21 protein-coding genes and 2 pseudogenes are annotated in these 20,476 nt (G+C 54.6%); 3 read left to right on the top strand and 20 right to left on the bottom strand.

Annotated features, from left to right (window positions below; translation table 11 throughout):
• Positions 1-38: 38 nt before the first annotated feature.
• The 10 genes and pseudogenes from NSQ51_RS08885 to NSQ51_RS08840 form a co-directional block, all read right to left on the bottom strand.
• A complete protein-coding gene (locus NSQ51_RS08885; RefSeq protein WP_339239157.1) occupies positions 39-1,286 on the bottom strand; it encodes a transposase in 1,248 nt (415 codons plus the stop codon).
• 146 nt (positions 1,287-1,432) lie between these two features.
• Positions 1,433-2,652 (bottom strand): annotated as a pseudogene (locus tag NSQ51_RS08880) (IS110 family transposase).
• A gap of 360 nt (positions 2,653-3,012) precedes the next feature.
• Complete coding sequence (locus tag NSQ51_RS08875; RefSeq protein WP_033014073.1) at positions 3,013-3,717, bottom strand: hypothetical protein; 705 nt, start codon at positions 3,715-3,717, stop codon at positions 3,013-3,015.
• Positions 3,718-3,808: 91 nt separating this feature from the next.
• On the bottom strand, positions 3,809-4,399 hold the full coding sequence (locus tag NSQ51_RS08870) for a YpjP family protein (protein ID WP_033014071.1): 591 nt from the start codon (positions 4,397-4,399) through the stop codon (positions 3,809-3,811).
• Between the two features lie 15 nt (positions 4,400-4,414).
• Positions 4,415-5,599, bottom strand: coding sequence for an LL-diaminopimelate aminotransferase (locus NSQ51_RS08865; RefSeq protein WP_049624521.1), 1,185 nt, complete (start codon positions 5,597-5,599; stop codon positions 4,415-4,417).
• Positions 5,600-5,851: 252 nt separating this feature from the next.
• Positions 5,852-5,983 carry a YuzL family protein gene (locus NSQ51_RS08860; RefSeq protein ID WP_080706497.1) on the bottom strand — a complete coding sequence of 44 codons (132 nt, stop codon included), beginning with the start codon at positions 5,981-5,983 and terminating at the stop codon, positions 5,852-5,854.
• 71 nt (positions 5,984-6,054) lie between these two features.
• Entirely contained in the window at positions 6,055-6,492 is a 438-nt protein-coding gene (locus tag NSQ51_RS08855) for a BrxA/BrxB family bacilliredoxin (protein ID WP_033010047.1), read from the bottom strand.
• Between the two features lie 298 nt (positions 6,493-6,790).
• Positions 6,791-7,421, bottom strand: a pseudogene (locus tag NSQ51_RS08850) (HEAT repeat domain-containing protein); the annotation flags it as partial.
• A 23-nt stretch (positions 7,422-7,444) separates the two neighbouring features.
• Positions 7,445-7,921 (bottom strand): glutathione peroxidase, encoded by a 477-nt coding sequence (locus NSQ51_RS08845; protein ID WP_033014177.1) that lies wholly within the window; start codon positions 7,919-7,921, stop codon positions 7,445-7,447.
• A 59-nt stretch (positions 7,922-7,980) separates the two neighbouring features.
• A complete protein-coding gene (locus NSQ51_RS08840; RefSeq protein WP_049624522.1) occupies positions 7,981-8,496 on the bottom strand; it encodes a hypothetical protein in 516 nt (171 codons plus the stop codon).
• Between the two features lie 119 nt (positions 8,497-8,615).
• Between NSQ51_RS08840 and metA the strand changes: the two genes are divergently transcribed.
• The 3 genes from metA (at position 8,616) to NSQ51_RS08825 (ending at position 10,099) form a co-directional block, all read left to right on the top strand.
• On the top strand, positions 8,616-9,524 hold the full coding sequence (gene metA / locus NSQ51_RS08835; protein ID WP_033014069.1) for a homoserine O-succinyltransferase: 909 nt from the start codon (positions 8,616-8,618) through the stop codon (positions 9,522-9,524).
• A 172-nt stretch (positions 9,525-9,696) separates the two neighbouring features.
• Positions 9,697-9,795 carry a YjcZ family sporulation protein gene (locus NSQ51_RS08830; RefSeq protein WP_011231280.1) on the top strand — a complete coding sequence of 33 codons (99 nt, stop codon included), beginning with the start codon at positions 9,697-9,699 and terminating at the stop codon, positions 9,793-9,795.
• A 154-nt stretch (positions 9,796-9,949) separates the two neighbouring features.
• Complete coding sequence (locus tag NSQ51_RS08825) at positions 9,950-10,099, top strand: hypothetical protein (RefSeq protein ID WP_162839646.1); 150 nt, start codon at positions 9,950-9,952, stop codon at positions 10,097-10,099.
• 40 nt (positions 10,100-10,139) lie between these two features.
• Here NSQ51_RS08825 and cobO read toward each other — a convergent pair whose 3' ends face one another.
• From cobO to NSQ51_RS08775, 10 genes are all read right to left on the bottom strand, one after another.
• Positions 10,140-10,685: a cob(I)yrinic acid a,c-diamide adenosyltransferase gene (gene cobO, locus NSQ51_RS08820; protein WP_049624523.1), complete on the bottom strand. Its 546-nt coding sequence runs from the start codon at positions 10,683-10,685 to the stop codon at positions 10,140-10,142.
• On the bottom strand, positions 10,666-11,436 hold the full coding sequence (cobA, locus tag NSQ51_RS08815) for a uroporphyrinogen-III C-methyltransferase (protein ID WP_049624524.1): 771 nt from the start codon (positions 11,434-11,436) through the stop codon (positions 10,666-10,668). Before cobA ends, cobO begins: the two co-directional genes overlap by 20 nt.
• Positions 11,433-12,488 carry a nicotinate-nucleotide--dimethylbenzimidazole phosphoribosyltransferase gene (cobT, locus tag NSQ51_RS08810; protein WP_049624525.1) on the bottom strand — a complete coding sequence of 352 codons (1,056 nt, stop codon included), beginning with the start codon at positions 12,486-12,488 and terminating at the stop codon, positions 11,433-11,435. Before cobT ends, cobA begins: the two co-directional genes overlap by 4 nt.
• A gap of 236 nt (positions 12,489-12,724) precedes the next feature.
• Positions 12,725-14,227, bottom strand: coding sequence for a cobyric acid synthase (locus tag NSQ51_RS08805; protein WP_049624526.1), 1,503 nt, complete (start codon positions 14,225-14,227; stop codon positions 12,725-12,727).
• The gene (locus NSQ51_RS08800; protein ID WP_049624527.1) at positions 14,220-15,584 is read right to left on the bottom strand and encodes a cobyrinate a,c-diamide synthase; all 1,365 of its coding nucleotides are present in this window, start codon (positions 15,582-15,584) and stop codon (positions 14,220-14,222) included. The genes NSQ51_RS08805 and NSQ51_RS08800 overlap by 8 nt, the downstream gene beginning before the upstream one ends.
• Complete coding sequence (locus NSQ51_RS08795) at positions 15,530-16,714, bottom strand: cobalamin biosynthesis protein (RefSeq protein ID WP_049626333.1); 1,185 nt, start codon at positions 16,712-16,714, stop codon at positions 15,530-15,532. The genes NSQ51_RS08800 and NSQ51_RS08795 overlap by 55 nt, the downstream gene beginning before the upstream one ends.
• Position 16,715: 1 nt before the next feature.
• Positions 16,716-17,489: a precorrin-4 C(11)-methyltransferase gene (gene cobM, locus NSQ51_RS08790; protein WP_049624529.1), complete on the bottom strand. Its 774-nt coding sequence runs from the start codon at positions 17,487-17,489 to the stop codon at positions 16,716-16,718.
• The gene (cobI, locus tag NSQ51_RS08785; protein WP_033016964.1) at positions 17,486-18,187 is read right to left on the bottom strand and encodes a precorrin-2 C(20)-methyltransferase; all 702 of its coding nucleotides are present in this window, start codon (positions 18,185-18,187) and stop codon (positions 17,486-17,488) included. The genes cobM and cobI overlap by 4 nt, the downstream gene beginning before the upstream one ends.
• A complete protein-coding gene (locus NSQ51_RS08780; protein WP_049626334.1) occupies positions 18,184-19,389 on the bottom strand; it encodes a bifunctional cobalt-precorrin-7 (C(5))-methyltransferase/cobalt-precorrin-6B (C(15))-methyltransferase in 1,206 nt (401 codons plus the stop codon). The genes cobI and NSQ51_RS08780 overlap by 4 nt, the downstream gene beginning before the upstream one ends.
• Complete coding sequence (locus NSQ51_RS08775) at positions 19,355-20,473, bottom strand: cobalt-precorrin-5B (C(1))-methyltransferase (RefSeq protein ID WP_049626335.1); 1,119 nt, start codon at positions 20,471-20,473, stop codon at positions 19,355-19,357. Before NSQ51_RS08775 ends, NSQ51_RS08780 begins: the two co-directional genes overlap by 35 nt.
• Between the last annotated feature and the right edge of the window lie 3 nt (positions 20,474-20,476).

The raw sequence follows: 20,476 nt of genomic DNA, 5'->3' as shown, positions 1-20,476 counted from the left end.
AAATTTGAAGTGGGGGCTTCCAAAGAAGTTTGACTGCTTCAAGCAATCCTTATTCTTTGAGGCGTGTCCACTTCGCCGCTAGAGCATAAGACACTCAGGTCTACAGCTTTACTTTTCTTTAAGATGTTTAATGCGCCATTGACATCAGCATTCATTAGTTTGCCAGACTTTGTTCGATACAAGCCGCGCTTAATACGTTTGCCGCTGAACTTATATTCTTTTGGATTGTCGGCATTATATTCAGGAATCTCATCGCCGTCAAAAAAGCTGGCTTGAGACGTATAGGATTCTTCCTGTTTCAAGAATTCAATGCCGTAAAATTCACAAAGATATTCTAGTTTTTCTTTTATGTTACCGAGAGGAATATTGACAAAGTTTTGATTTGTCTTTTTTCCTAGATTCATATTGCGTTGCCATGTTTCCGCATAGCCAATGACAAGTTTGCCAATTTGATTTTCAATACAGTAGTTAATGATGTAACGGCAAGTCTTGTTGATATAATCATTCACTTTATTATTGCGATTCATAGCAAGCAAAGCCTGTTTACGAGTGGTGCCTTTGATTTTTTGCTTATCTTTTATGCTTTGAAGTCTGGCATTTTCTTTGTTAAACCATTGATTTATACTTTTTAATCTCCGCCCATCAATGATGAATGATCTGCCGTCTGATGTGACACAAGTGGCAACATTGTTTAATCCTAAATCAATTGCCAGTGCTTTTTGGTCATTTAATTCTCTTTGATCTTCAGGCATTTCATATTTGTACTGAATCTCAAAGAACCTGGCATGATGCTTAGGAATGATTTCAATCTGCTTAATCTTTTTGTCCAGTAACACAGGCGGAATCGTTATCGTGATAGGCTTGTGAGTCTTTTTAAATAGGCGAGAATACGGTATCGTGAATTTGTTGCCGTCTATACGAATCTGGCCAATGATCAGTGAATGAAAGCCATCTTTTTTAAGATATTTTGGAATACTGATAGCCTTGTGGTCATATTTTCCTTGTTTGGCAAGACTGATCAAACCAAAGAAAGATTTAAAGGCTTCATTGACCTTTTTTAAAATTTGCTGTGCCATGTTGCTGTTTAACAGCTTATAGTTTTCGTTAGTTTTTGCAAGATGATAGTTTTTCTCATAATTAAGAAATTCCTTGTGTTCAAAATAGTATTGTCTGACATTGTACAATCCGACGTTGTACATGTTCTTGGCAATATGGCACAGTTCTCGAAGAGTCAAGTATTCTTCTTTGGTCAAACCATTTAGCTGTTGTTTGATACAAAAATACATTTTTTCACCTCCCATCTAACTATATTATACTATATTTTACTGAATCTATCCTGAAAACACCATTTAAGACAAAAAACGGAGCCCACCTAGCCTTCGGAATCGTATTCCAAAGGAAGGTATTTCAGTATATATATGGTTAATAAGTGCTATGCACTCGTTTTTTCTAGTTTCACTTCGTACCCTAACCCCTCTAATCGTTTCACCGTTTGACGCACGATGCTCGCTTCTCGCTGCCGATCCCAGTAGTCGGCTCCCAACTCTCTATACGGTTCCTTTCGAGTTAAGATGTAATAGATCATTTCTAAAATCGTTCTCCCGACCGCGACACTCGCTCGATTCGCTCCTCTTCGTTTGGCGATCCGATGATACTTGGCCGATAGGTACGTGTTCTTCGTTCGGGCGGCGGCACGGGCGCATTCCACGAGGCACGACCTCAGCTTCTTGTTCCCTTTCCTCGTTCGACCTGACAACCGTTTCCCTGCACTCTCATGATTCCCGGGAGCCATTCCGGCCCATGAGGCCAAGTGCGCGGCGGTAGGGAACCGGCTCATATCCGTCCCGATTTCCGCTACAATTTGTTCCGCGCTTTGCCGCCCCACTCCCGGGATCGTATCGATGAGCTCCAGCGCTTCATGAAAAGGGCTCGTTCGTTCCTCGATTTCCCGATCCAACCGGGCAATCGCTTCATCTAAATACTCCACATGACGCCATTGCTCGGCCAGCATCATGCGTTGATGCGGCCCCATCACTCCTTTCAATGCGCGCCGGAGCTCTTCCGTTTTTTGTTTCAGCCGCCCTTTGGCGAGCTGGGCGAGGGCCGCCGGATCGTCCTTTCCTTCGATAAGGGCGCGAATGATGAGCCGGGCCGACATCCCGTTGATGTCGGATACGACCGAAGAAAGCTTGATATTGGCTCCTTCCAGCACTTTTTGGATGCGGTTGAGCTCCCGTGCCCGTTCCTCGATCAAACTGCGCCGATAACGGACCAGTTCCCGGAGCTCCCGCTGAGCCCGATGAGGGATGTAACTCCCTTTTAGCAATCCATGGCGAAGTAAGTCCGCGATCCATTCGGCATCTTTGACATCGGTCTTTCGCCCGGGAACCGCTTTGATGTGTTGGGCATTGACGACAAGCACTTCGATCGGCTCTGCTTCGAGGAGATTATACACTGGCTTCCAATATACGCCCGTCGACTCCATGGCAACGTGCGTCACCTTTTTTCTTTCAGCCAATCCACCAACTCCTCGAGATCGTCGGTCAGCGTACCAAACGTGCGAATCTCTTTTCCTTCAGGGGTAAGGGCGCAAGCCGTAATCGATTGCTTATGCACGTCCAATCCGCAACAGCGTTCATACAAGACGCGCATCGGTCTTCCTCCCTGCTTCGTTCTCAAAAACAGCTGGTGCAGCAGCCTTTGTTCAAGCATTCTATCCTGCGTGCTTCCCTCAAGGGAGCGACATTCCGTGGTGCACCAGACTACTGGGGTCTGTCTATCCTTCGGACTTTTACGTACCATAGATACAACGACCTCATGACCCCAGCTGCAAGGAGACCATTCGACAGAAGGTTGTTTTCATCCTTCCGATGGTGACGAAATTTTTTTGTCATGGGAGTCTATCCTATTTTCAGCAAAATATAGTTAAGGCGATTCATCTCCCACTTACTCCGCTTCGCTTCGTTGAAGTGGGAGTCTTCTCGCCTAATTAAGATAAAAAAAACGAGCCTTTTACGAGGCCCGCTCCGCCAATCCACGGATGAATGCGTATGTGTTCGGCGCTACCGCCCGCAGCGTGTGCCGCGTCTCTTCACTTGCGTAATAATAGGCAAACGACTCGGCAAAATACTCTTCTGGATAGGTCAAAAAATAAGATTCGCCAGGAAAAAGCCGCGGCGCCTCCTCCCGCCAAATCGCTTGAAATTCGTCCGTTTCATGAATGCGGTCAAATACGATGTAATCGAGCGAATGAGCAAACTCATGCAGCTCCAAATTGACCGAGCCGTGTCCTTTCCCTTTTTCGCTATGGCCGAGACGGACGAGCACCAAATGCGACCCGCCGATGCCCGGCACGTCATCCCATGTTTTGGATCCCGGCGCATAGCCGCGCGGGGTTTTCCCACGCAAGTGGCGAGCTGTCGGTTCATTCGTAATAGGGCCTGTCAACAGCTGAATGTAAATATGATGAGCAGCCGCCTGCTCTAAAATGCTGCGATCTATGCGGGCAAGCGTCTGAATGGTCTTGTTCGCCTCCGCAGCGGGAAACGCTGTCTCGGGCACGATCACAATGCGGCCGAGCACGTCACGGGACGGAATGTCCCGAAGATCAAGGCCGCTTTCTTGAAGCAGCACGCCGTGGGCGGCCGGGTACGGCGAAAGCGATAGAAGCGGAATCGCGAACAGCGCTGCCAACAAACTAGTCCACAATCGTTTCATGGTATTCCCCCGCTTCTTTTATTCTATGAAAATGATATCATAGAACGAAGCAGGGAAAAACGCGCAAAATCAGGAAAGAACCGCAAGCGGTTTATGTGCGCCAATTCGGCGGCGTATTTTTGGACCAGTAGATTTTCCCGAGTTCATAGTGAGCTTGAAAGCCATCATCGCAAGTATGATAGTGAAATTGAAACCAGTACCCGTCCTGCGGCGGATGTTCGCGGCGGACGTGGAAGCGAATGACATCTTCTGCCGTATCGGCGCGGTAAATATGGAAAATGCGTTCCCCTTGCCCGCCGGACGGATTTTCCGATACGGCCAAATAACGGAGCTCTTCTTCCGGACAGCGTTCAGCCAGCCCGGCAATCACCTCTTCGATGCGCGGCAAGATGACGGTGCGAAATTCATCTTCAATAACCGGGGCGATTTTGCGGCCAAACTTTTCGTACGACTGCGCCACTGCCTTTTCCATCGTCTCTTCGATAAACTGTTCACGAGTTAACGAAACAGAAACAGCTTCTGCCGCATGGTCTGCTTGGGAATGCTTCCAATCGGGAGACGGGGCGTCATCTGACGGCGGCTCTTTGGCCGCGAGCAGCGAAGCGGGCGGTGTGACGAGTCCAAACGTGCAGACGGTAATGGCGGCAACAAGCGTTTTTCGAAGCCAAGACGGCAGCTTCATCGCCTTCACCTCCCACTACCGCCGATCAGCGGCTAAAGACGCAAACAAACCGGTCGCTTTTAATTTGGCGACCGCCCGGCGCAACACCGCCTCCGGCTGGACGAGGGCGATGCGCACATAGCCCTCGCCGCTTGGCCCAAACGCGTGCCCGGGCGTGACGACGACGCCCGCTTGGTCGATGAGCGCCTTCGCAAACGAAAGCGATGTAAAGCCGTCCGGAATTTTCGCCCACACGAACATACCGGCTTGCGGACGGTCAACCGACCAGCCGATGTCGGCCAACCCGTCAACGAGCGCATCGCGGCGCGATTGATAGATCGCGCGGCTTTCGGCGCAAAAGTCGGCCCCATGACGCAGCACTTCGGCCGCCGCTTTTTGAATCGGCCAAAAGACTCCATAATCCAAATTCGACTTAAACTCGGCGAACGTGCGAATCACCTCGGCATTTCCGCACAAATAGCCGACCCGGCAGCCGGCCATGTTGTAGCTTTTGGACAACGAATTGATCTCCACGCCAACGTCCTTTGCGCCTGGAACAGAAAGAAAACTCACCGGTTTGTTTCCGTCATAATACAGCTCGCCGTAAGCAAAATCGGACACAACGAGAATATCGTACCGCTTCGCAAACTCGACCACTTCGCGATAAAACGATTCTGTCGCTATAGCTGGAACTGGATTTCCAGGGAAGTTGATAAACATGATTGTCGCCCGTTTGGCAATGTCCTCCGGGATCGCACGCAAATCCGGCAAAAAGCGGTTTTCCTCCCTCAGCGGCAGAAAATACGGCTCCGCTTCCGCCATTGCCACCCCCGCCGCATACGCCGGATACCCGGGATCCGGCAATAAAATGACATCCCCCGGGTCGGCGAACACCATCGGCAAATGCACGAGCCCGTCCTGTGATCCGATGACGTACGTTACTTCCGTCTCCGGATCGAGCACGACGCCATGCGCCGTGCGATAATAGTCGGCGACCGCTTCACGAAACTCGCGAATGCCCCTTAATGTGTAGCCGTACGCATTCGGCTCGTTGGCGTAGCGGGCGATCGCCTCACGCACAAACGGCGCCGGGGGCAAATCCGGGCTGCCGACGCTTAAATCGATCCACTCGTCATGAAGATGGCACCGCTGTTGGCGATACGCCGCCAATTCGGCAAAAATCGATGCAGAAAATGCGTTCATTCGTTTCGCCCTTTTCATCGTCTTTCCTCTCCCTTGCCAAAACAAAAACCGCTTTTCCTTTTCACTTTTGGTTGGTATATACTATGATTACATGAATAGTGTATCATATGTTCAAGGGGAAAACATAGACAGAAAGGCGGGAAAACAGCGATGACAACCATCTTTTTTGCGGCCAGCCTCATTACGTTGTTGTATTTCATTTACAGCTGCATCGCCAATGCCTGACGGCGGCAGCGAAAACGGAGCTCCGCACAGGAGCTCCGTTTTCTTTCAGTCGATTTTCGTTTTTTTGCGCGCAGAATCAAGCTCGTAGGCGCATGTTTCCGTTTGCGTCGTGCCTTGTCCCCTCACCTCCGGGGCGCTGACGCCCGTTTTCGAACGGTCTTTTTTCCGCTTCGGCACGCCGATCACCTCCGCCCTTATCGTTCCCCGGCGCCGGCAGTGGTATGCAAGGCCTGGGAAGGCATAAGGCATCAGTTACAATATTTGTCAAACGCAGCCAAAATGTTTTCCATCACGTCCTCCATCGAGTGAAACTCGATGTCTTCGCGCGGGATAAAATGAACAACTTCCTTTCCTTTTAAGAGCGCCATCGACGGCGAGGACGGCGCATAGCCGACAAAGTACTCGCGCATTTTCGCCGTCGCCTCTTTGTCTTGGCCGGCGAATACCGTCACAAGATGATCCGGCTTTTTCTCGCTCCTAAGCACCGCCTGCGTCGCGGCCGGGCGCGCCAGTCCGGCGGCGCAGCCGCACACTGAGTTGACAAAGACAAACGTCGTTCCTTCCACTTGTTCCATAAACTGCTCGACTTCCTCACTCGTGCGCAATTCGCGGAAACCGGCGCGGACGAGCTCATCGCGCATCGGCTGCACGAGCTGACGCATATATTCTTCATATGCCATCGACATGGCCATCATCCCTCCATATGATCATCGTTGTGCTATCAGCATACTATACTTCGCACGAAAAAATCAATGAAGACGGCTGCCAGCGGCAAGTGAAAAGCCGATGGCCGGGGGAAGACGCCCCTCCAAATCAGCGCCGGCTGGGAAACAGCCGCAAACCCGAAAATGAAGTGGCTGCCGTCAGTGACTGCAGCGTGGAACATTCAAATAGAATGAACGTATCTTGAGCACAACCGTGACGACTTAACAAGAATCGCTTTTTTGGCCAAAGAAAGAGACGCGCCGGCCGGCGTGCCTTTTTTTATTTCTCCGTCTTGTTCTCTTTTTTTCGACTTTCCGTCATTTGCTTCCAGACGGAGCCTTTTCGCCTCTTCGCCGCCTTCAATCCGTTCGATCGCCATTTTCACTTGCAAACTGACCTCAAATTCCGGATCGTTTTCCGCCGCTTTTAACGCCGGCAAGGCCGATTCATCGCCGACTTCGTACAAAAACATAGCCGCGCGCCAACGAACGAGCTTGCTTTCGTCCTTGAGCGCCTCGATCATGGCCGGAATGGCGTCCGGGTCGCCGATGTCGGACAAACAGTCGCCGGCAGTGCGGCGGACAGCGACAGCCGGATCTTTTAGCGCTTTGTACAAATACGGAGGCACCTTTTTCCCGCCGATCATGCCAAGGTATGCCGTCGCCAGGCGGCGAATCGCCATTTTTTCATCCTTGAGCGCCTTGGCCAACACCGGGATATCGTCCTCGGTCGGCTCGGCCATCTGTTCGAGCGCGGCATACCGTTTGCGCCAATCCGGGTCATCGAGCATCTCGCTCGTCACTTTGAGGCTTGGACGCTTTTGCACCGTTTTTTCCTGCTCGCCGCGGCGGAACATGTTGACGATCCGCTCCAGCCGCTCGGGCGGATAGGCTGCCGACAGCTCATCGACGGCAAGCGTTACCCCTCCTTGCCTTACAGCAGCTTTTCAATTTCCTTTCTCAGCTCGCTTGGCTTTGTTTGCGGTGCGAAACGAGCTACAACCTTGCCGTTGCGGTCGACCAAAAACTTCGTGAAATTCCATTTGATCGCCTTTGTTCCCAATGCCCCCGGCGCCTCTTCTTTCAAATATTGAAACAGCGGATGGGCGTGATCGCCATTCACATCCACTTTCGCAAACAGTGGGAACGTCACACCGTAATTCAACTGGCAAAATTGTTCAATTTCCTCTTCCGTCCCCGGCTCTTGGCCGCCGAACTGGTTGCACGGAAAGCCGAGCACAACAAACCCGCGATCGCGATATTCGCCATACAGCTCCTGCAGTTCTTTATACTGCGGGGTGAAGCCGCAACGGCTCGCCGTGTTGACAATCAACAGCACGTTGCCTCGATAGACGGAAAGCGGTTGTTCCTCTCCGCGAATCGTTTTGACGCTGAATTCATACACACTCATCGTTCTCACCTCACCCCCATCATAGCCGACTTCTTCGTTTGTTTCCACTTTTTGCACCGTTACTGGCCGGCAAATGGCTGCAGCTGTTCGAGCGAGGAAATCATATACGGCACCATTTCCGGTAAATCGGCCGCGTTTTCTTCGTAAATGAGGCGGGCAAATTCGACCACGGCTTCATTTTCATACGAGCCGCGTTCATGCGGAAACGGAAAGCGGAGCGTTTGCCGAATGATTCGCTCCTTGCCCCAAATCGTCCGCAGCGTTCCTTCGATAAGCGCACAAACGGACAGGCGGCGCACCGGCAAGGCGAACGAGACCGCAAGCCGGCAGCCGGCCTGGTCGTGATGGAGCCGTTCATTCACCAGTTCGGCAAAATCGATCGCAAGCCGCACCGTGCAGACGACCGGCGGTTCAGGCGCACCGGCCTGTTGAAAGGAAATGGCGTACTCGCGCGACAGGCGGGCCAAATCGGCGAGATCGCGGCGGTCGGTGACGGCAATGCGCCCTTGCAAGTCGGCATCATAGACGGCTCCTTCCAACACCGTTTTTAAATTGTCAAAGGCGGTCGGATCCAATCGGGATTCCCCCTTTTTGTTCACAAGCTGTTTTAAGGTCAAAAAATCAATTGAAGAATGTTGACAAAGTTTTTATAATTAAGGTATTTAGTAACGAGACGGAAACGGAGGGGACACCATTGCCAATCAACATTCCAAAAGACTTGCCGGCGAAAGAAATACTCGAACAAGAAAACATTTTCGTGATGGACGAAGAACGGGCGTATTCGCAAGACATCCGTCCGCTCAACATCGTCATCTTAAACTTGATGCCCGAAAAAGAAAAAGCAGAGACACAGTTGCTGCGGCTGCTCGGCAACTCGCCGCTGCAAGTGAACGTCACCTTTTTGCGCCCGGCGACCCATGAGCCGAAAACGACAAGCAAACATCATTTAGAACAATTTTACACGATTTTCCCGCACATTCGCCATCGCAAGTTCGACGGGATGATCATCACCGGAGCGCCGGTCGAGCAAATGCCGTTTGAAGAGGTCAACTATTGGGGAGAATTGACGGAAATTATGGAATGGACGAAAACGAACGTCACGTCAACGTTGCACATTTGTTGGGGGGCACAAGCTGGTTTATACTATCACTACGGCATTCCGAAATACCCATTGCCGGAAAAATGCTTCGGTGTGTTCAACCATACGGTGGAAGTGAAAAACGTAAAACTATTGCGTGGTTTTGACGATGTGTTCCGCATGCCGCACTCCCGCCATACAGACGTCAAGCGCGAAGACATCGAAAAAGTGCCGGATCTCACCATTTTGTCCATGTCTGACAAAGCCGGCGTTTGCCTCGTCGCATCGAACGACGGGCGCCGCATTTTCTTAACGGGCCATCCAGAATATGATGCGACAACGCTCAAAGAAGAATATGAACGCGACTTGGCGAAAGGGCTGCCGATTCGCATCCCGGAATCATACTTTCCCAATGATGACCCAAGCCAGCCGCCGCTGAACACATGGCGCTCGCATGCCAATTTACTGTTTGTCAACTGGCTGAACTATTACGTGTATCAAGAAACGCCTTATGAATGGGAATGAAATCAATATATGCAATCATTTCACTTGAACCATCCCGAAAAAACGCCTTGCTGAAACATATGAAAGGCGTTTTTCTCATTTTGGCCGATTGTTTTCGTGTTTCGACAATCGTCCTGTTCTTTTAGTTTTTTTTGACATACAATACGATAGATTCCACCAGGAGGTGAACATGATGGGCGCTTGGCATGGAAACAGCTTTGCGTTGATTGTCGTTCTGTTTATTTTGTTGATTATTGTTGGATGTGCCTGCTTGGGCGGATATGCCTACTAACCGAAATCACTGATTGCCTTCATCCGGCCGGCTTGCAGCGGGAACACGAACGCTTCCCGCTTTTTTTATGCTGGGCTGTAGACAACCATGCATAGGAATGAAGGCATCGTCCATGCTAAACGTATGACAACGGCAGCCAAAGGAGGTGGAGCTCATGACGAAACGCCCAAACAACGGCAGCCGCAATCAAAACGCGCCAACGCAAGATCCGATGGCCTTGCTTCGCGGCCCGGTTTCCGGCGATAACAGCAAAGGAGGTCGGCAAAACAAAATCCAAAATGACAAAACCGATGAAAATGCCTAACCTGCAAAAAAGCGGCTAAAAAACGGCCGCTTTTTTGCTTCTAAAATTCAATCCCTTTCATCGCGGTCCTTCCTTGTTCATAGTCATGCTTGACCAACTTCATTTCCGTAACGATATCGGCAGCCGCCATCAACTCCGGGCGCGCCGCGCGCCCCGTGATGACAAGATGGAGCGACGGCGGGCGCGTGCGGATCAGCTCGAGCACTTCGCTGACTGATACGATATCTTCAACGGGAAAGCGGTCAATGGCCAACACATTGTTCAGTTCATCGAGCACAATCATATCATACCGTCCGGAATACACATATTCTTTGGCCACCGCCCAGGCACGCTTCAATGCTTCCCGGTGGATGTCCGGCGTTTTCGTCCATGTGAAGCCGGCGCCGAGCTGACGGACGTCGACGCCAAGGCGCTCTAGGGCCAACTGCTCGCCGTATGTTCGTTCCGGCGATTTCAAAAACTGCAAAACCGCGACGTTCATTCCCCGACCGACGGCACGCAGGGCAAGCCCCAATGCGGCCGTCGTTTTTCCTTTTCCGTCGCCCGTATAAACGATGACACGCCCGCTACGACGAGGCGTCGGCATCGACCACGCCCCCTTGCCGCTCCGGAAACCATTGGAGCGTCTCACGCAGACGAACGACATCGCCGATGATGATGATGGCCGGATGGGAAATGCCCGCCTGTTCCACCTCGTCTGACAGCGTCGAAAGTGTCGCCGCCACGGTGCGCTGCCGCTCAGTCGTCCCCCATTCAATGACGGCCGCCGGTGCATCCGACGGCTTTCCGGCCGCCATCAGCCGGCCGCAAATATCCGACAAGTTGGCCGCTCCCATGTAGACAATGATCGTATCGCATCCTCGAGTCAGCGCCTCCCAATCGATCCGCTCACTCCGATGCCCGCTGACGATCGCCACCGAGGCGGCGTAATCACGGTGGGTGACCGGAATGCCGGCGTACGCCGGAACAGCGATGCCGGATGTCACCCCTGGAACGATTTCAAACGGAATTCCGGCTTTCACCAACACTTCCGCCTCTTCACCAACGCGGCCAAAAATGCATGGATCGCCGCCTTTTAAGCGGACGACCGTTTTGCCTTGTTGCGCATGCCAAACGAGCAGCTCGTGAATTTGTTCTTGAACGGTGTCATGTTTTCCCGGCTCTTTGCCGCAGTAAAGAACCTCAGCGCCCGGCTTTGCGTAGCGCAGCAGCTTCCGGTTGATGAGCCGGTCGTAAATAATGACATCCGCCCGATCTAGGCATTCGCGGCCGTAAACCGTGATGAGCTTTTCATCGCCCGGCCCGGCGCCGACTAAATACACTTTGCCGATGGTCATTTCCCGTTCTTCCCTTTCGCATCAGCGGTGGAAACGCCTGCCGAAGCGAACGTCGCCATTTCGTTCACCATCGCCATTGCTGAAATCAAGAGCGGAAACGCTACCGCCGCGCCGCTTCCTTCACCAAGGCGCAGGCCAAGATCCAAAAGCGGCTCTTTCCCAAGCAAACGAAGGGCTATGCTGTGCCCCGGCTCTTCGGAACGATGGCCGGCAATCATATAGTCTGTGACGTTCACGGCAAACTGGCGGGCCACAAGGGCAGCCACCGTGCAAATAAAGCCGTCAAGCAAAATCGGAATGCGCCGTTCAGCGGCTGCCAACATCGCCCCGGCCATAGCCGCAATCTCCAACCCGCCGATTTTCGAAAGCCATTCAACTGGCTTCGCCGGATCCGGCCGATGAAGCAAGAGCGCCCGTCGGATCACGTCCCGTTTATGGGCAAGCATTTCCTCCTTAATGCCGCTTCCTTTGCCAACGATGCGCTCAAGCGGCTCCTCGGAGAGCGTGGCCAATAAAGCGCTCGCAGCGGTTGTATTGCCGATGCCCATTTCGCCGACAATAAGCGTGCGGGCGCCTTGTTCAATGATGGATGCCGCCTGCTCGTAACCGACATGAAGCGCCTGTTCGGCCTCGGACGGCGTCATCGCTTCCGTTTTGGCGAAATTGTTCGTTCCCGGGCGCACCTTTTTCTGAATGACGCGCTCATCAGCAATCGGCACGGCGACACCGACATCAATCACCTGAAGCAACGCGCCGATTTGCCGGCTGAAGGCGTTGATCGCCGCTCCGCCGTTGGCAAAGTTGTACACCATTTGCGCCGTCACTTCGGCCGGATAGGCAGACACCCCTTCTTCCGTGACGCCATGATCGGCCGCAAACACGAGCACTCCGGGCGGAGTGACGCGTGGGAGCAGCTCTCCAGTCATACCGGCAAGCGCGGCCGCCACTTCTTCCAGACGGCCGAGGCTGCCGGGCGGTTTCGTCAGCTGATTGATGTAATCACGTGCTTGTTCCACCATTTCACGGCGGATCGGTGGGATGGAAGCATTCATCACGGTCGCACCATATCCCCATCAAGCGGGAATAGGCGCTTCCTCCTTTCTCGTCTATGATTGAGGGTCTATGATTGAGGGGCGAAAAAGCAGCTTTCCCCCGTCACGCTTTAGCGCAGTGGAAGGCCGGAGACCTCCCGCTTTACAGAGGAATTCGCAGCCCCCAAACCGAGCCAATCGCTCGGCAAAAGCGGGCCATATCGGCCGTTCCTCCGCACCACCATTTTCCATATCGATCACAGCCGCTGAAATTGACGCATCATCTGTTCGATCCGTCCGACGTCGACATGCTCGCGGACATGAGCGGCAAGCCGGTCGAACGCCTTTTCTTTGAGCGAGCGAAAGAGTCGGACGCCAGAAGGAGCGATTCCTTTTTGGCGGCGAATGTTGTTGAAAAACGCGGTGCGGAACGCATCGTTATGAAACAAATCGTGCATGTACGTGCCCAGCACCCGCTCATCACTGTGCTTCGCCCCTTCATGGCGGCCGTCCGCCTCAATAAGCGGCGCATAGCCAGGAAGCGGCGCCGAGCGGCCCATATGAATCTCGTATCCTTGCACCGAAAACCGCTCGCCCGCCCACGTAAGCATCCCTTCCGTACGGATCGTGATTTTCGTCCGCTCAAGCGTCGTTTCAATCGGCAGCAAACCAAGTCCTTTTACTTCGGGGAGCGGCGTCTCGACTCCATACGGATCGCGGATGACGACGCCAAGCATTTGGTAGCCGCCGCATAAGCCGACGACTCTCGCTTTTCCTTCATTGACAAGCGACACAATGCGGGAAGCGAGTCCTCTTTTCTTCATATAAATCAAGTCTTCGATCGTGTTTTTGCTGCCGGGAAGCACGATCACATCCGGCGCTCCAAGCTCGTCGACGTGCGTCACCAACCGGACGCGGCAGTCCGGTTCTGCCAGCAGCGGGTCGATGTCGGTGAAATTGGCGATTTTCGGACAGCGGATGACAGCGACATCAATCGCTTCCTCTCCCCCGACAGATGAAGCAAACCGCTCAAGCGACAGCGAATCTTCCGCATCGATCGCCAAATCAGGCAAATATGGAACGACGCCAAGCACCGGCACGCCGGTGTGCTGCTCAAACCAATCGAGCCCAGGCTTAAGCAGCGCCACATCGCCGCGAAACTTGTTAATGATGACCCCAATGACCCGCTTTCGGTCCTCAGGCTCAAGCAGCGACAGCGTTCCAACGAGGCTCGCGAACACCCCGCCCCGCTCAATATCGCCGATCAACACGACCGGGGCGTTGGCGAGACGGGCGATGCGCATGTTGACCAACTCGCGGTCGTTTAAGTTTACTTCCGCCGGGCTTCCCGCTCCTTCAATGACAATCCGGTCATACTCGTTCATCAACGTTTCGAGCGACTGACGGATGACGGCCAGCCCTTGGTGGAAAAACTCGTTCCGGTAAGCGAACGCCTGCATATTGCCGTACGGTTTGCCAAGCACAACGATTTGCGATTCATGCTCGCGGCTTGGCTTAATCAAAATCGGATTCATCTCAGCGCGCGCCGCCACTCCGGCCGCTTCGGCCTGAATTCCTTGCGCCCGTCCGATTTCGTTTCCGTCTGGCGTCACGTAGGAGTTTAACGACATGTTTTGCGACTTGAACGGCGCCGTCTTCCAGCCGTCTTGGGCGAACATGCGGCAAAACGCAGTGGCGATGACGCTTTTGCCGGCATCAGAATGGGTGCCTTGAAACATAATCGGCAGCGCCTTAGCCATTGATGGTCACCTTCTCGCATTCGGCGAGCCACCGCTCAACCATCGCCGGGGCGGACGCGAAATGAAAATGGACATAGCCAGCGAAAAGCCGGTGCGCCAAATAACCGTCAGGCTTCGTTCCTTTCCGGCCGCTCGTTTCGTAGGCAAACGGCGTCTCACCGCGCGGCTCATAAACGGAGTAGTGAAACTCATGGCCGCGCGCTGTTTCTCCTTCCGGCAATAGAAAATTTCCATTTCGACCGCGCACTTCGCGGTAGCCAAGCGCCGCGAGCTTCGTCTTCATCACGACCTTCCCCGGGATGACGCCCGCCATCTCATAGGCCGAACCGTCCGTCGCAACAAGCTGTTCGGTGAGAAACATAAACCCGCCGCACTCGGCCAACGTCGGCAACCCGTGTTCGATGGCGGCGCGGATCGACTGTTTGACAGCGGCTTGCCTGGCGAGCTCGGCGGCAAACTCTTCCGGAAACCCGCCGCCGATATACAATCCGTTCACCCCATCCGGAAGCGGCTCGCCGGCGAGCGGAGAAAAGTAGACAAGCTCCGCGCCACAGGCAGAAAGCATCTCCAGATTCTCCGGATAGTAAAAATGAAAGGCAGCATCTTTGGCAACCGCCACGCGCACGCGATACGGCCGCGAAGGGCGAATGAGCGGCGCCGGAGAACAAAGGGCTGGCGCTTCTGCAATCGAAAGGAGCGTCTCCCAATCGATCGTGCGCGCCACCTTTCTCCCCAGATTGGCAAAAAACGAATCCAGTTCGCCGCGCTCCACCGACGGCACGAGCCCTAAATGGCGCTCTGGTAGCGCCAACGCTTCGTCTTGCGTGAGAAACCCGACGACCGGCACCCCGCACGTTTGCTCGATGGCCGCTTTGACGAGCCGAAAATGCCCTTCGCTGCCGACGCGGTTGGCAAATACGCCGGCGAGGCGCACATCGGGGCGAAACGTTTGAAACCCATGGACGATGGCGGCGGCGCTGCGGGCCATGCCGGAACAATCGACGACAAGCAGCACCGGGCTTTCGGTCAATACGGCGATTTTAGCCGTCGCCCCCTCGTCAGAAAGCGGCTGTTTCCCGTCAAACAGCCCCATCACCCCCTCGATGATGGCGATATCAGCCCCTTGACAACCGTTGGCGAGCACCGTTTTGACCGCTTCGCTTCCCATCATCCAACTGTCCAAGTTGCGCGCCGGCCGGCCGGTCACAGCCGTATGGTACGTCGGATCAATGTAGTCCGGGCCGCATTTAAACCCTTGCACCGTATATCCTTGCTGCCTCATGGCCGCCATCAAGCCGAGCGTTACAGTCGTTTTGCCGGCTCCGCTTCCTGGCGCAGCGATGACAAGCCGTCGCATGGCTCGCTCTCCTTTCTGCGTCTGTGATCGATCAGTGCCACAGAAATCGTCACGTTGCCCGATTTCTTTTTCACGAGCGCCATTCGATCGGCCCCGCTGTACAATTTCGCCGCCGGCTCGCTCACCCCGTAGGCGCCGGTGTAGCGAAACACGGTCTCCAACGGCGCTTCGATCGGCACCGTGTTCAGCTCTTCTGGCGTATATGCAACCAATTCCCATCGATATTTGTTGACTACCTCCAAAAGGCCTTGTTCATCCTTTTTCAAGTCAATGGTGCACACCGCTTTGACGCTTTTGAGCGAAAAGCGCAGCTCATTGAGCGTCTCGCGGATGACCGCTTCGATTTCGTCAGCCGATGTGCCGCGGTTGCAGCCGATGCCAAGGGCGATCACTTTCGGGCGATACAAGACGCCGTTTTGCAAAATCGCTTCTTCTTCCGGCGCAAGCAGCCGGTGAGTGACCACAAGCGCCGCCGTCGGGCGGGCGGCCAGCGCCTCCGCGATCGAGCCGTACACGGTGATGTTTTTTGGCAGCGGGCGGCCCGCCGGCCACCAATTTGGTTCTCCTGACTCTTGCACAATGGCGACCGGTTCTTCATTGACAACAGCCGCGCTCACCGGCGTCAAGTTGTCATCCGACTCCCATTCCCAGCCGAATTCGCGGCCGAATAGATCAACAGCGATCGTCTGCTGCACATCGGAAGCGGTCGTAATGACCGGGCGGGCGCCCAATATGGCGGCCACACGCCGCGTCAGTTCGTTGGCGCCTCCTAAATGGCCGGATAATACGCTGATGACATGTTCTCCTTTATCATCAATGACGACAACCGCCGGATCGGTCTTTTTATCTTTCAGCAATGGAGCGATCATCCGGACGACCGCGCCGAGCGAAATGATGCAAATGAGCCCGTCGTAGCGGGCGAACAGCTCCGGCAGCAACGTCTTCACGTTGCCGGAAAACAAGCGGATCCCGTGCTCGGCTTCATCGCCGCGGGCGAATTTCTCCGTATAATACACGTCCGCTCCAACTAGAGCGCCGCCGAGCCGGCGGGCGATCTCGACCCCGTGTTTCGTAATGGCCACGACCGCATAGACGCCGTTCCTTTCGTTGTTTATGGCAACAGCCCCCACCTTACGCCTCCCCCTTTCGATATCCGTGCGTAAACGTCCGGTCATACAGCTTCGACCGATAGCCTTGTCCATGAATATGCGGATCGAGCGCCCAGCCGGCTAAGATGATGGCGTGCTTCGTCACGCCATAGCGCCGCATATCCTCAGCCAATGTCGCCACCGTGGAGCGAATCACCACTTCATCCGGCCATGTCGCCTTATAGACGACCGCCACCGGCGTATCACCGCTCCAGTCCGCGTCAAGGAGCGCCGCGCTTACTTTTTTGGCAAGCGTCGCGCTTAAAAAAAGGACAAGGGTGCAATGATGCTGGGCCAGCTCCTGCAATTTCTCACGCGGTGGCACCGGCGTCCGACCCTCGGCGCGGGTGAAAATGACCGTCTGCGTCAATTCGGGGACGGTGAGCTCGGCCTGCACCGAGGCCGCGGCCGCAAACGCCGAACTGACACCGGGGACGATTTCGACTTCAATTCCTTCTCCTTTCAATAAGGCGATTTGCTCGAGCATCGCCCCGTAAATCGATGGATCACCCGTATGCACGCGGACGACGAGCCGGCCTTGCCTCACCTTGTCGGCCATCATCGCCACCATTTGTTCCAAATGCATGCCGGCTGTATGAAACACCTCTGCCTCCGGCTTCCGGTAACGCTCAATCAGTTCTTCGCTCACTAACGAGTCGGTGTAAAAAATGGCGTCCGCCGCGGCCAACAGCTCCGCTCCTCGAACGGTGATCAAATCCGGCGCTCCAGGCCCCGCTCCGATGATATACAGCTTCACTTTCTCACCACCATCAATGTCAAATATTCGAGTTCCGCTCCGTCGAGCTCCTCGACCTTCCACACGACTTCCTCGCCGGACGTCACTTTCGTCACAACAGCGGCGCGATGAAGCAAATCGAGTTCCCGCAACAGACGAACCAGCAAATCGATCACTTTCGCCACTTTAAAAAAGACAACGCAATCGTGCTCAAGAAGCACTGCTTTCATCGCCTCAACATCGTCGCGGGCGGGCACGATCGCCACGGTTTCATCGCCGTCCGCAAGCGGCAGGCGAAGCCGGGCGGCGGCGGCGTTCGCCGAGCTGACGCCGGGGACGACTTCGATCGGCGCGTCTGGATAGCGTCGCTCCATCACATGCATCAAATGGATGAACGTGCTGTACAACAGCGGATCGCCTTCGGTGACAAACGCCACATCGCGCCCAGCCGACAGTTCCGCCCAAATGGCGTCGGCTGCTTCGTTCCATTTTGGTTCAAGCACGGCCACGTCTTTTGTCATCGGAAAATGAAGCCCAAGCCGGCGTTTTTCCTCCGGCGCCAAATACGCGTCGATAATTTGTTCGGCATAGCTTTTGCTTTGCCGCCCTTTTTTTGGATAAGCGATGACATCCGCTTCTTTTAGGCGGCGGTATGCTTTCACCGTCATGAGCTCTGGATCGCCCGGGCCAACACCGATGCCGTACAACGTGCCGGTCATTCGTCTCCCTCCCGCTTGGCTGTCATGATATACACTGGATTGAGCGCCTCAAAGCGCGTCAACTCTAAAATGGGCTTGCTTCGCGACACTTGCGCGAGCGTGATGTCAACATGAAATCCACGGCTACGTAGCTCGCGGCCCGCTTCAGCAAGCGTCTCAACCGTTGCCGCGTTGATCACGATGCGTCCATTTTTCTTCAGCCGTTTCGCACAGACGTCCAACAACGGCGACATCGCGCCTGACGTGCCGCCGATAAAGATGGCATCCGGGTCGGCAAACTCATCGAGCCGATCGGGCGCCCTGCCGTGCACAAGTGTGATATCGACGCGAAATTTGCGCAAGTTTTGCCGGCAAAGTTCGATATCTTGTTCATTTTTTTCAATCGCAAACACGGCACCGTCGCGGGCGATTTTCGCCGCTTCAATCGCCACCGAACCGGTGCACGTTCCAATATCCCAGACGACGCTGTCCGGGCGCAAGCGCAAGGCGCTTAGACTTAAAACTCGGATTTCTTTTTTCGTAATCAATCCTTTGTCCGGCTTGCGCTGAAAAAACTCGTCATCCTCAATGCCGAACGGCCAAACCGGGCTTGGCGCTGTCTGCCGCAAAATGACTATATTCAATGGAAGAAACTCGGCTTCCGCCATCTCTTCCAACGAAAACAAGCGGCAGCGCTCGTTCGGGCCGCCGAGCTCCTCGCCGACAAACGCCTCATATTCCGTCATGCCGTACTCGAGCAAATAGCGGGCGATGACGGCCGGCGAGTTCGTCTCATCGGTTAAGATGGCGACTTTGCGCCGCCCGTCGATCCGTTGCACGAGGCCGGTGAGCGGGCGGCCATGGGCGCTTACAAATGCGGCATCTTGCCAAGACTCCCCCATTTTCGCAAACGCCCATTGCACCGAGCTGACCGCCGGATACACCTCAATCGGCAATTTGCCGGCCAAATAGCTGCCGATGCCGTAAAAGAGCGGATCGCCAGACGCCAGCACGACAGTACGGCGCGTCTCGTGCCGAAGCCGCTCCACCAGCTCCGCCAGTCCGCGGCGGATGACGATCGTTTCTCCTTTGTATTCAGGAAACATCGCCAGCTGCCGCTCGCCGCCGACAAGCAGTTCGCTTTCATCAATCCAGCGCCGATACAGCTCAGGAAGACTTGCCTTCCCGTCAGCTCCCACGCCGATCAGTTTCATCGTCCCCATCAATTTGCACCGCCTTTCCTAATCGTTGTCCGTTCAAGGTGTAAATGGACGTCGCCACCGTCAAGCCGCCTCCGACTTCGTTGAGCGCTGCCCGGCAACACGCCTCACACAACAGTTCGAAAAACTTCGTGCAGCCGGCTTCTTGCAGCATGTCGCCGACTTGCGCCGCCGTGTTCGCGCCGCGCACCGCGGCCACCAGCGCGGAAGAGGCGCCGGCTTGCTCAGCGAGCGCCGCCAAAAAACCGAAGTCAACCGGAGCGCTTTTCGAGTGCACCATCATCACCCCTTGGGCGACTTTCGAAAATTTCCCCATCATCCCGACCATCGACACCATCTTGATGCCAAGCCGTTTGCATTGCTTCAGCGTAAACCCGACAAAATCACCCATTTCAATAAATGCTTCTTCCGGCAAATGCGGATACTCTTGCATGGCATATTTCTCGCTCCGCCCCCCGGTCGTGATCACGACATGGCGGCAGCCGTTCGCTTTCGCCACTTGAAGCGCCTGTACGATGCTCGCCCGGTAGGCGGCGGTCGAGAACGGAACGACGATGCCCCGCGTTCCTAAAATCGAAATGCCGCCCATAATGCCAAGCCTCGGATTCAACGTTTTTTTGGCGATTTCCTCGCCGCCGGGCACAGAAATGACAACGTTCACCCCGCGATGTAAACCGTATTGCGCCAATACTTCGTTGACTGCTTCGCGGATCATTTGCCGCGGCACTGGATTGATCGCGGCTTCCCCGACCGGAACCGGCAAGCCGGGTTTGGTGACACGTCCGACCCCTTCTCCGCCGTCAATATGAACGCCCGGCGACGAAGCCCATGAGACAGTGGAAACGATGAGCGCGCCGTGCGTCGCATCCGGATCATCGCCGCCGTCTTTCACCACAGCTGCAGTCGCCGTTTCACCTTCGAACGAACAAGAGGCAAGTGAAAAGGTGACGACCCGCCCGATCGGAAGGCGAATCGTCGCGTCTGTCTGCACTTGGCCAGTGATGAGGGCTGTGAGCGCGGCTTTCGTTGCCGCTGCCGCGCACGATCCGGTCGTATATCCTTCACGCAGCGTTTTTTTCGTTTCCATCGT

Origin of the sequence: Geobacillus sp. FSL K6-0789 (genome assembly GCF_038593135.1) — a bacterium.
In the GTDB taxonomy this organism is placed as follows: domain Bacteria; phylum Bacillota; class Bacilli; order Bacillales; family Anoxybacillaceae; genus Geobacillus; species Geobacillus stearothermophilus.
This window is presented reverse-complemented; position numbering and strand designations above follow the sequence as displayed.

What these genes read in the sequence shown, in the direction of transcription:
- NSQ51_RS08885 (WP_339239157.1), bottom strand. Translation starts at nt 1,286, where the DNA reads ATGTATTTTTGTATCAAACAACAGCTAAATGGTTTGACCAAAGAAGAA.
- NSQ51_RS08875 (WP_033014073.1), bottom strand. Translation starts at nt 3,717, where the DNA reads ATGAAACGATTGTGGACTAGTTTGTTGGCAGCGCTGTTCGCGATTCCG.
- NSQ51_RS08870 (WP_033014071.1), bottom strand. Translation starts at nt 4,399, where the DNA reads ATGAAGCTGCCGTCTTGGCTTCGAAAAACGCTTGTTGCCGCCATTACC.
- NSQ51_RS08865 (WP_049624521.1), bottom strand. Translation starts at nt 5,599, where the DNA reads ATGAAAAGGGCGAAACGAATGAACGCATTTTCTGCATCGATTTTTGCC.
- NSQ51_RS08855 (WP_033010047.1), bottom strand. Translation starts at nt 6,492, where the DNA reads ATGTCGATGGCATATGAAGAATATATGCGTCAGCTCGTGCAGCCGATG.
- NSQ51_RS08845 (WP_033014177.1), bottom strand. Translation starts at nt 7,921, where the DNA reads ATGAGTGTGTATGAATTCAGCGTCAAAACGATTCGCGGAGAGGAACAA.
- NSQ51_RS08830 (WP_011231280.1), top strand. Translation starts at nt 9,697, where the DNA reads ATGGGCGCTTGGCATGGAAACAGCTTTGCGTTGATTGTCGTTCTGTTT.
- NSQ51_RS08825 (WP_162839646.1), top strand. Translation starts at nt 9,950, where the DNA reads ATGACGAAACGCCCAAACAACGGCAGCCGCAATCAAAACGCGCCAACG.
- cobO (WP_049624523.1), bottom strand. Translation starts at nt 10,685, where the DNA reads ATGCCGACGCCTCGTCGTAGCGGGCGTGTCATCGTTTATACGGGCGAC.
- cobA (WP_049624524.1), bottom strand. Translation starts at nt 11,436, where the DNA reads ATGACCATCGGCAAAGTGTATTTAGTCGGCGCCGGGCCGGGCGATGAA.
- cobT (WP_049624525.1), bottom strand. Translation starts at nt 12,488, where the DNA reads ATGAATGCTTCCATCCCACCGATCCGCCGTGAAATGGTGGAACAAGCA.
- NSQ51_RS08805 (WP_049624526.1), bottom strand. Translation starts at nt 14,227, where the DNA reads ATGGCTAAGGCGCTGCCGATTATGTTTCAAGGCACCCATTCTGATGCC.
- NSQ51_RS08800 (WP_049624527.1), bottom strand. Translation starts at nt 15,584, where the DNA reads ATGCGACGGCTTGTCATCGCTGCGCCAGGAAGCGGAGCCGGCAAAACG.
- cobI (WP_033016964.1), bottom strand. Translation starts at nt 18,187, where the DNA reads ATGACCGGCACGTTGTACGGCATCGGTGTTGGCCCGGGCGATCCAGAG.
- NSQ51_RS08780 (WP_049626334.1), bottom strand. Translation starts at nt 19,389, where the DNA reads ATGGGGACGATGAAACTGATCGGCGTGGGAGCTGACGGGAAGGCAAGT.
- NSQ51_RS08775 (WP_049626335.1), bottom strand. Translation starts at nt 20,473, where the DNA reads ATGGAAACGAAAAAAACGCTGCGTGAAGGATATACGACCGGATCGTGC.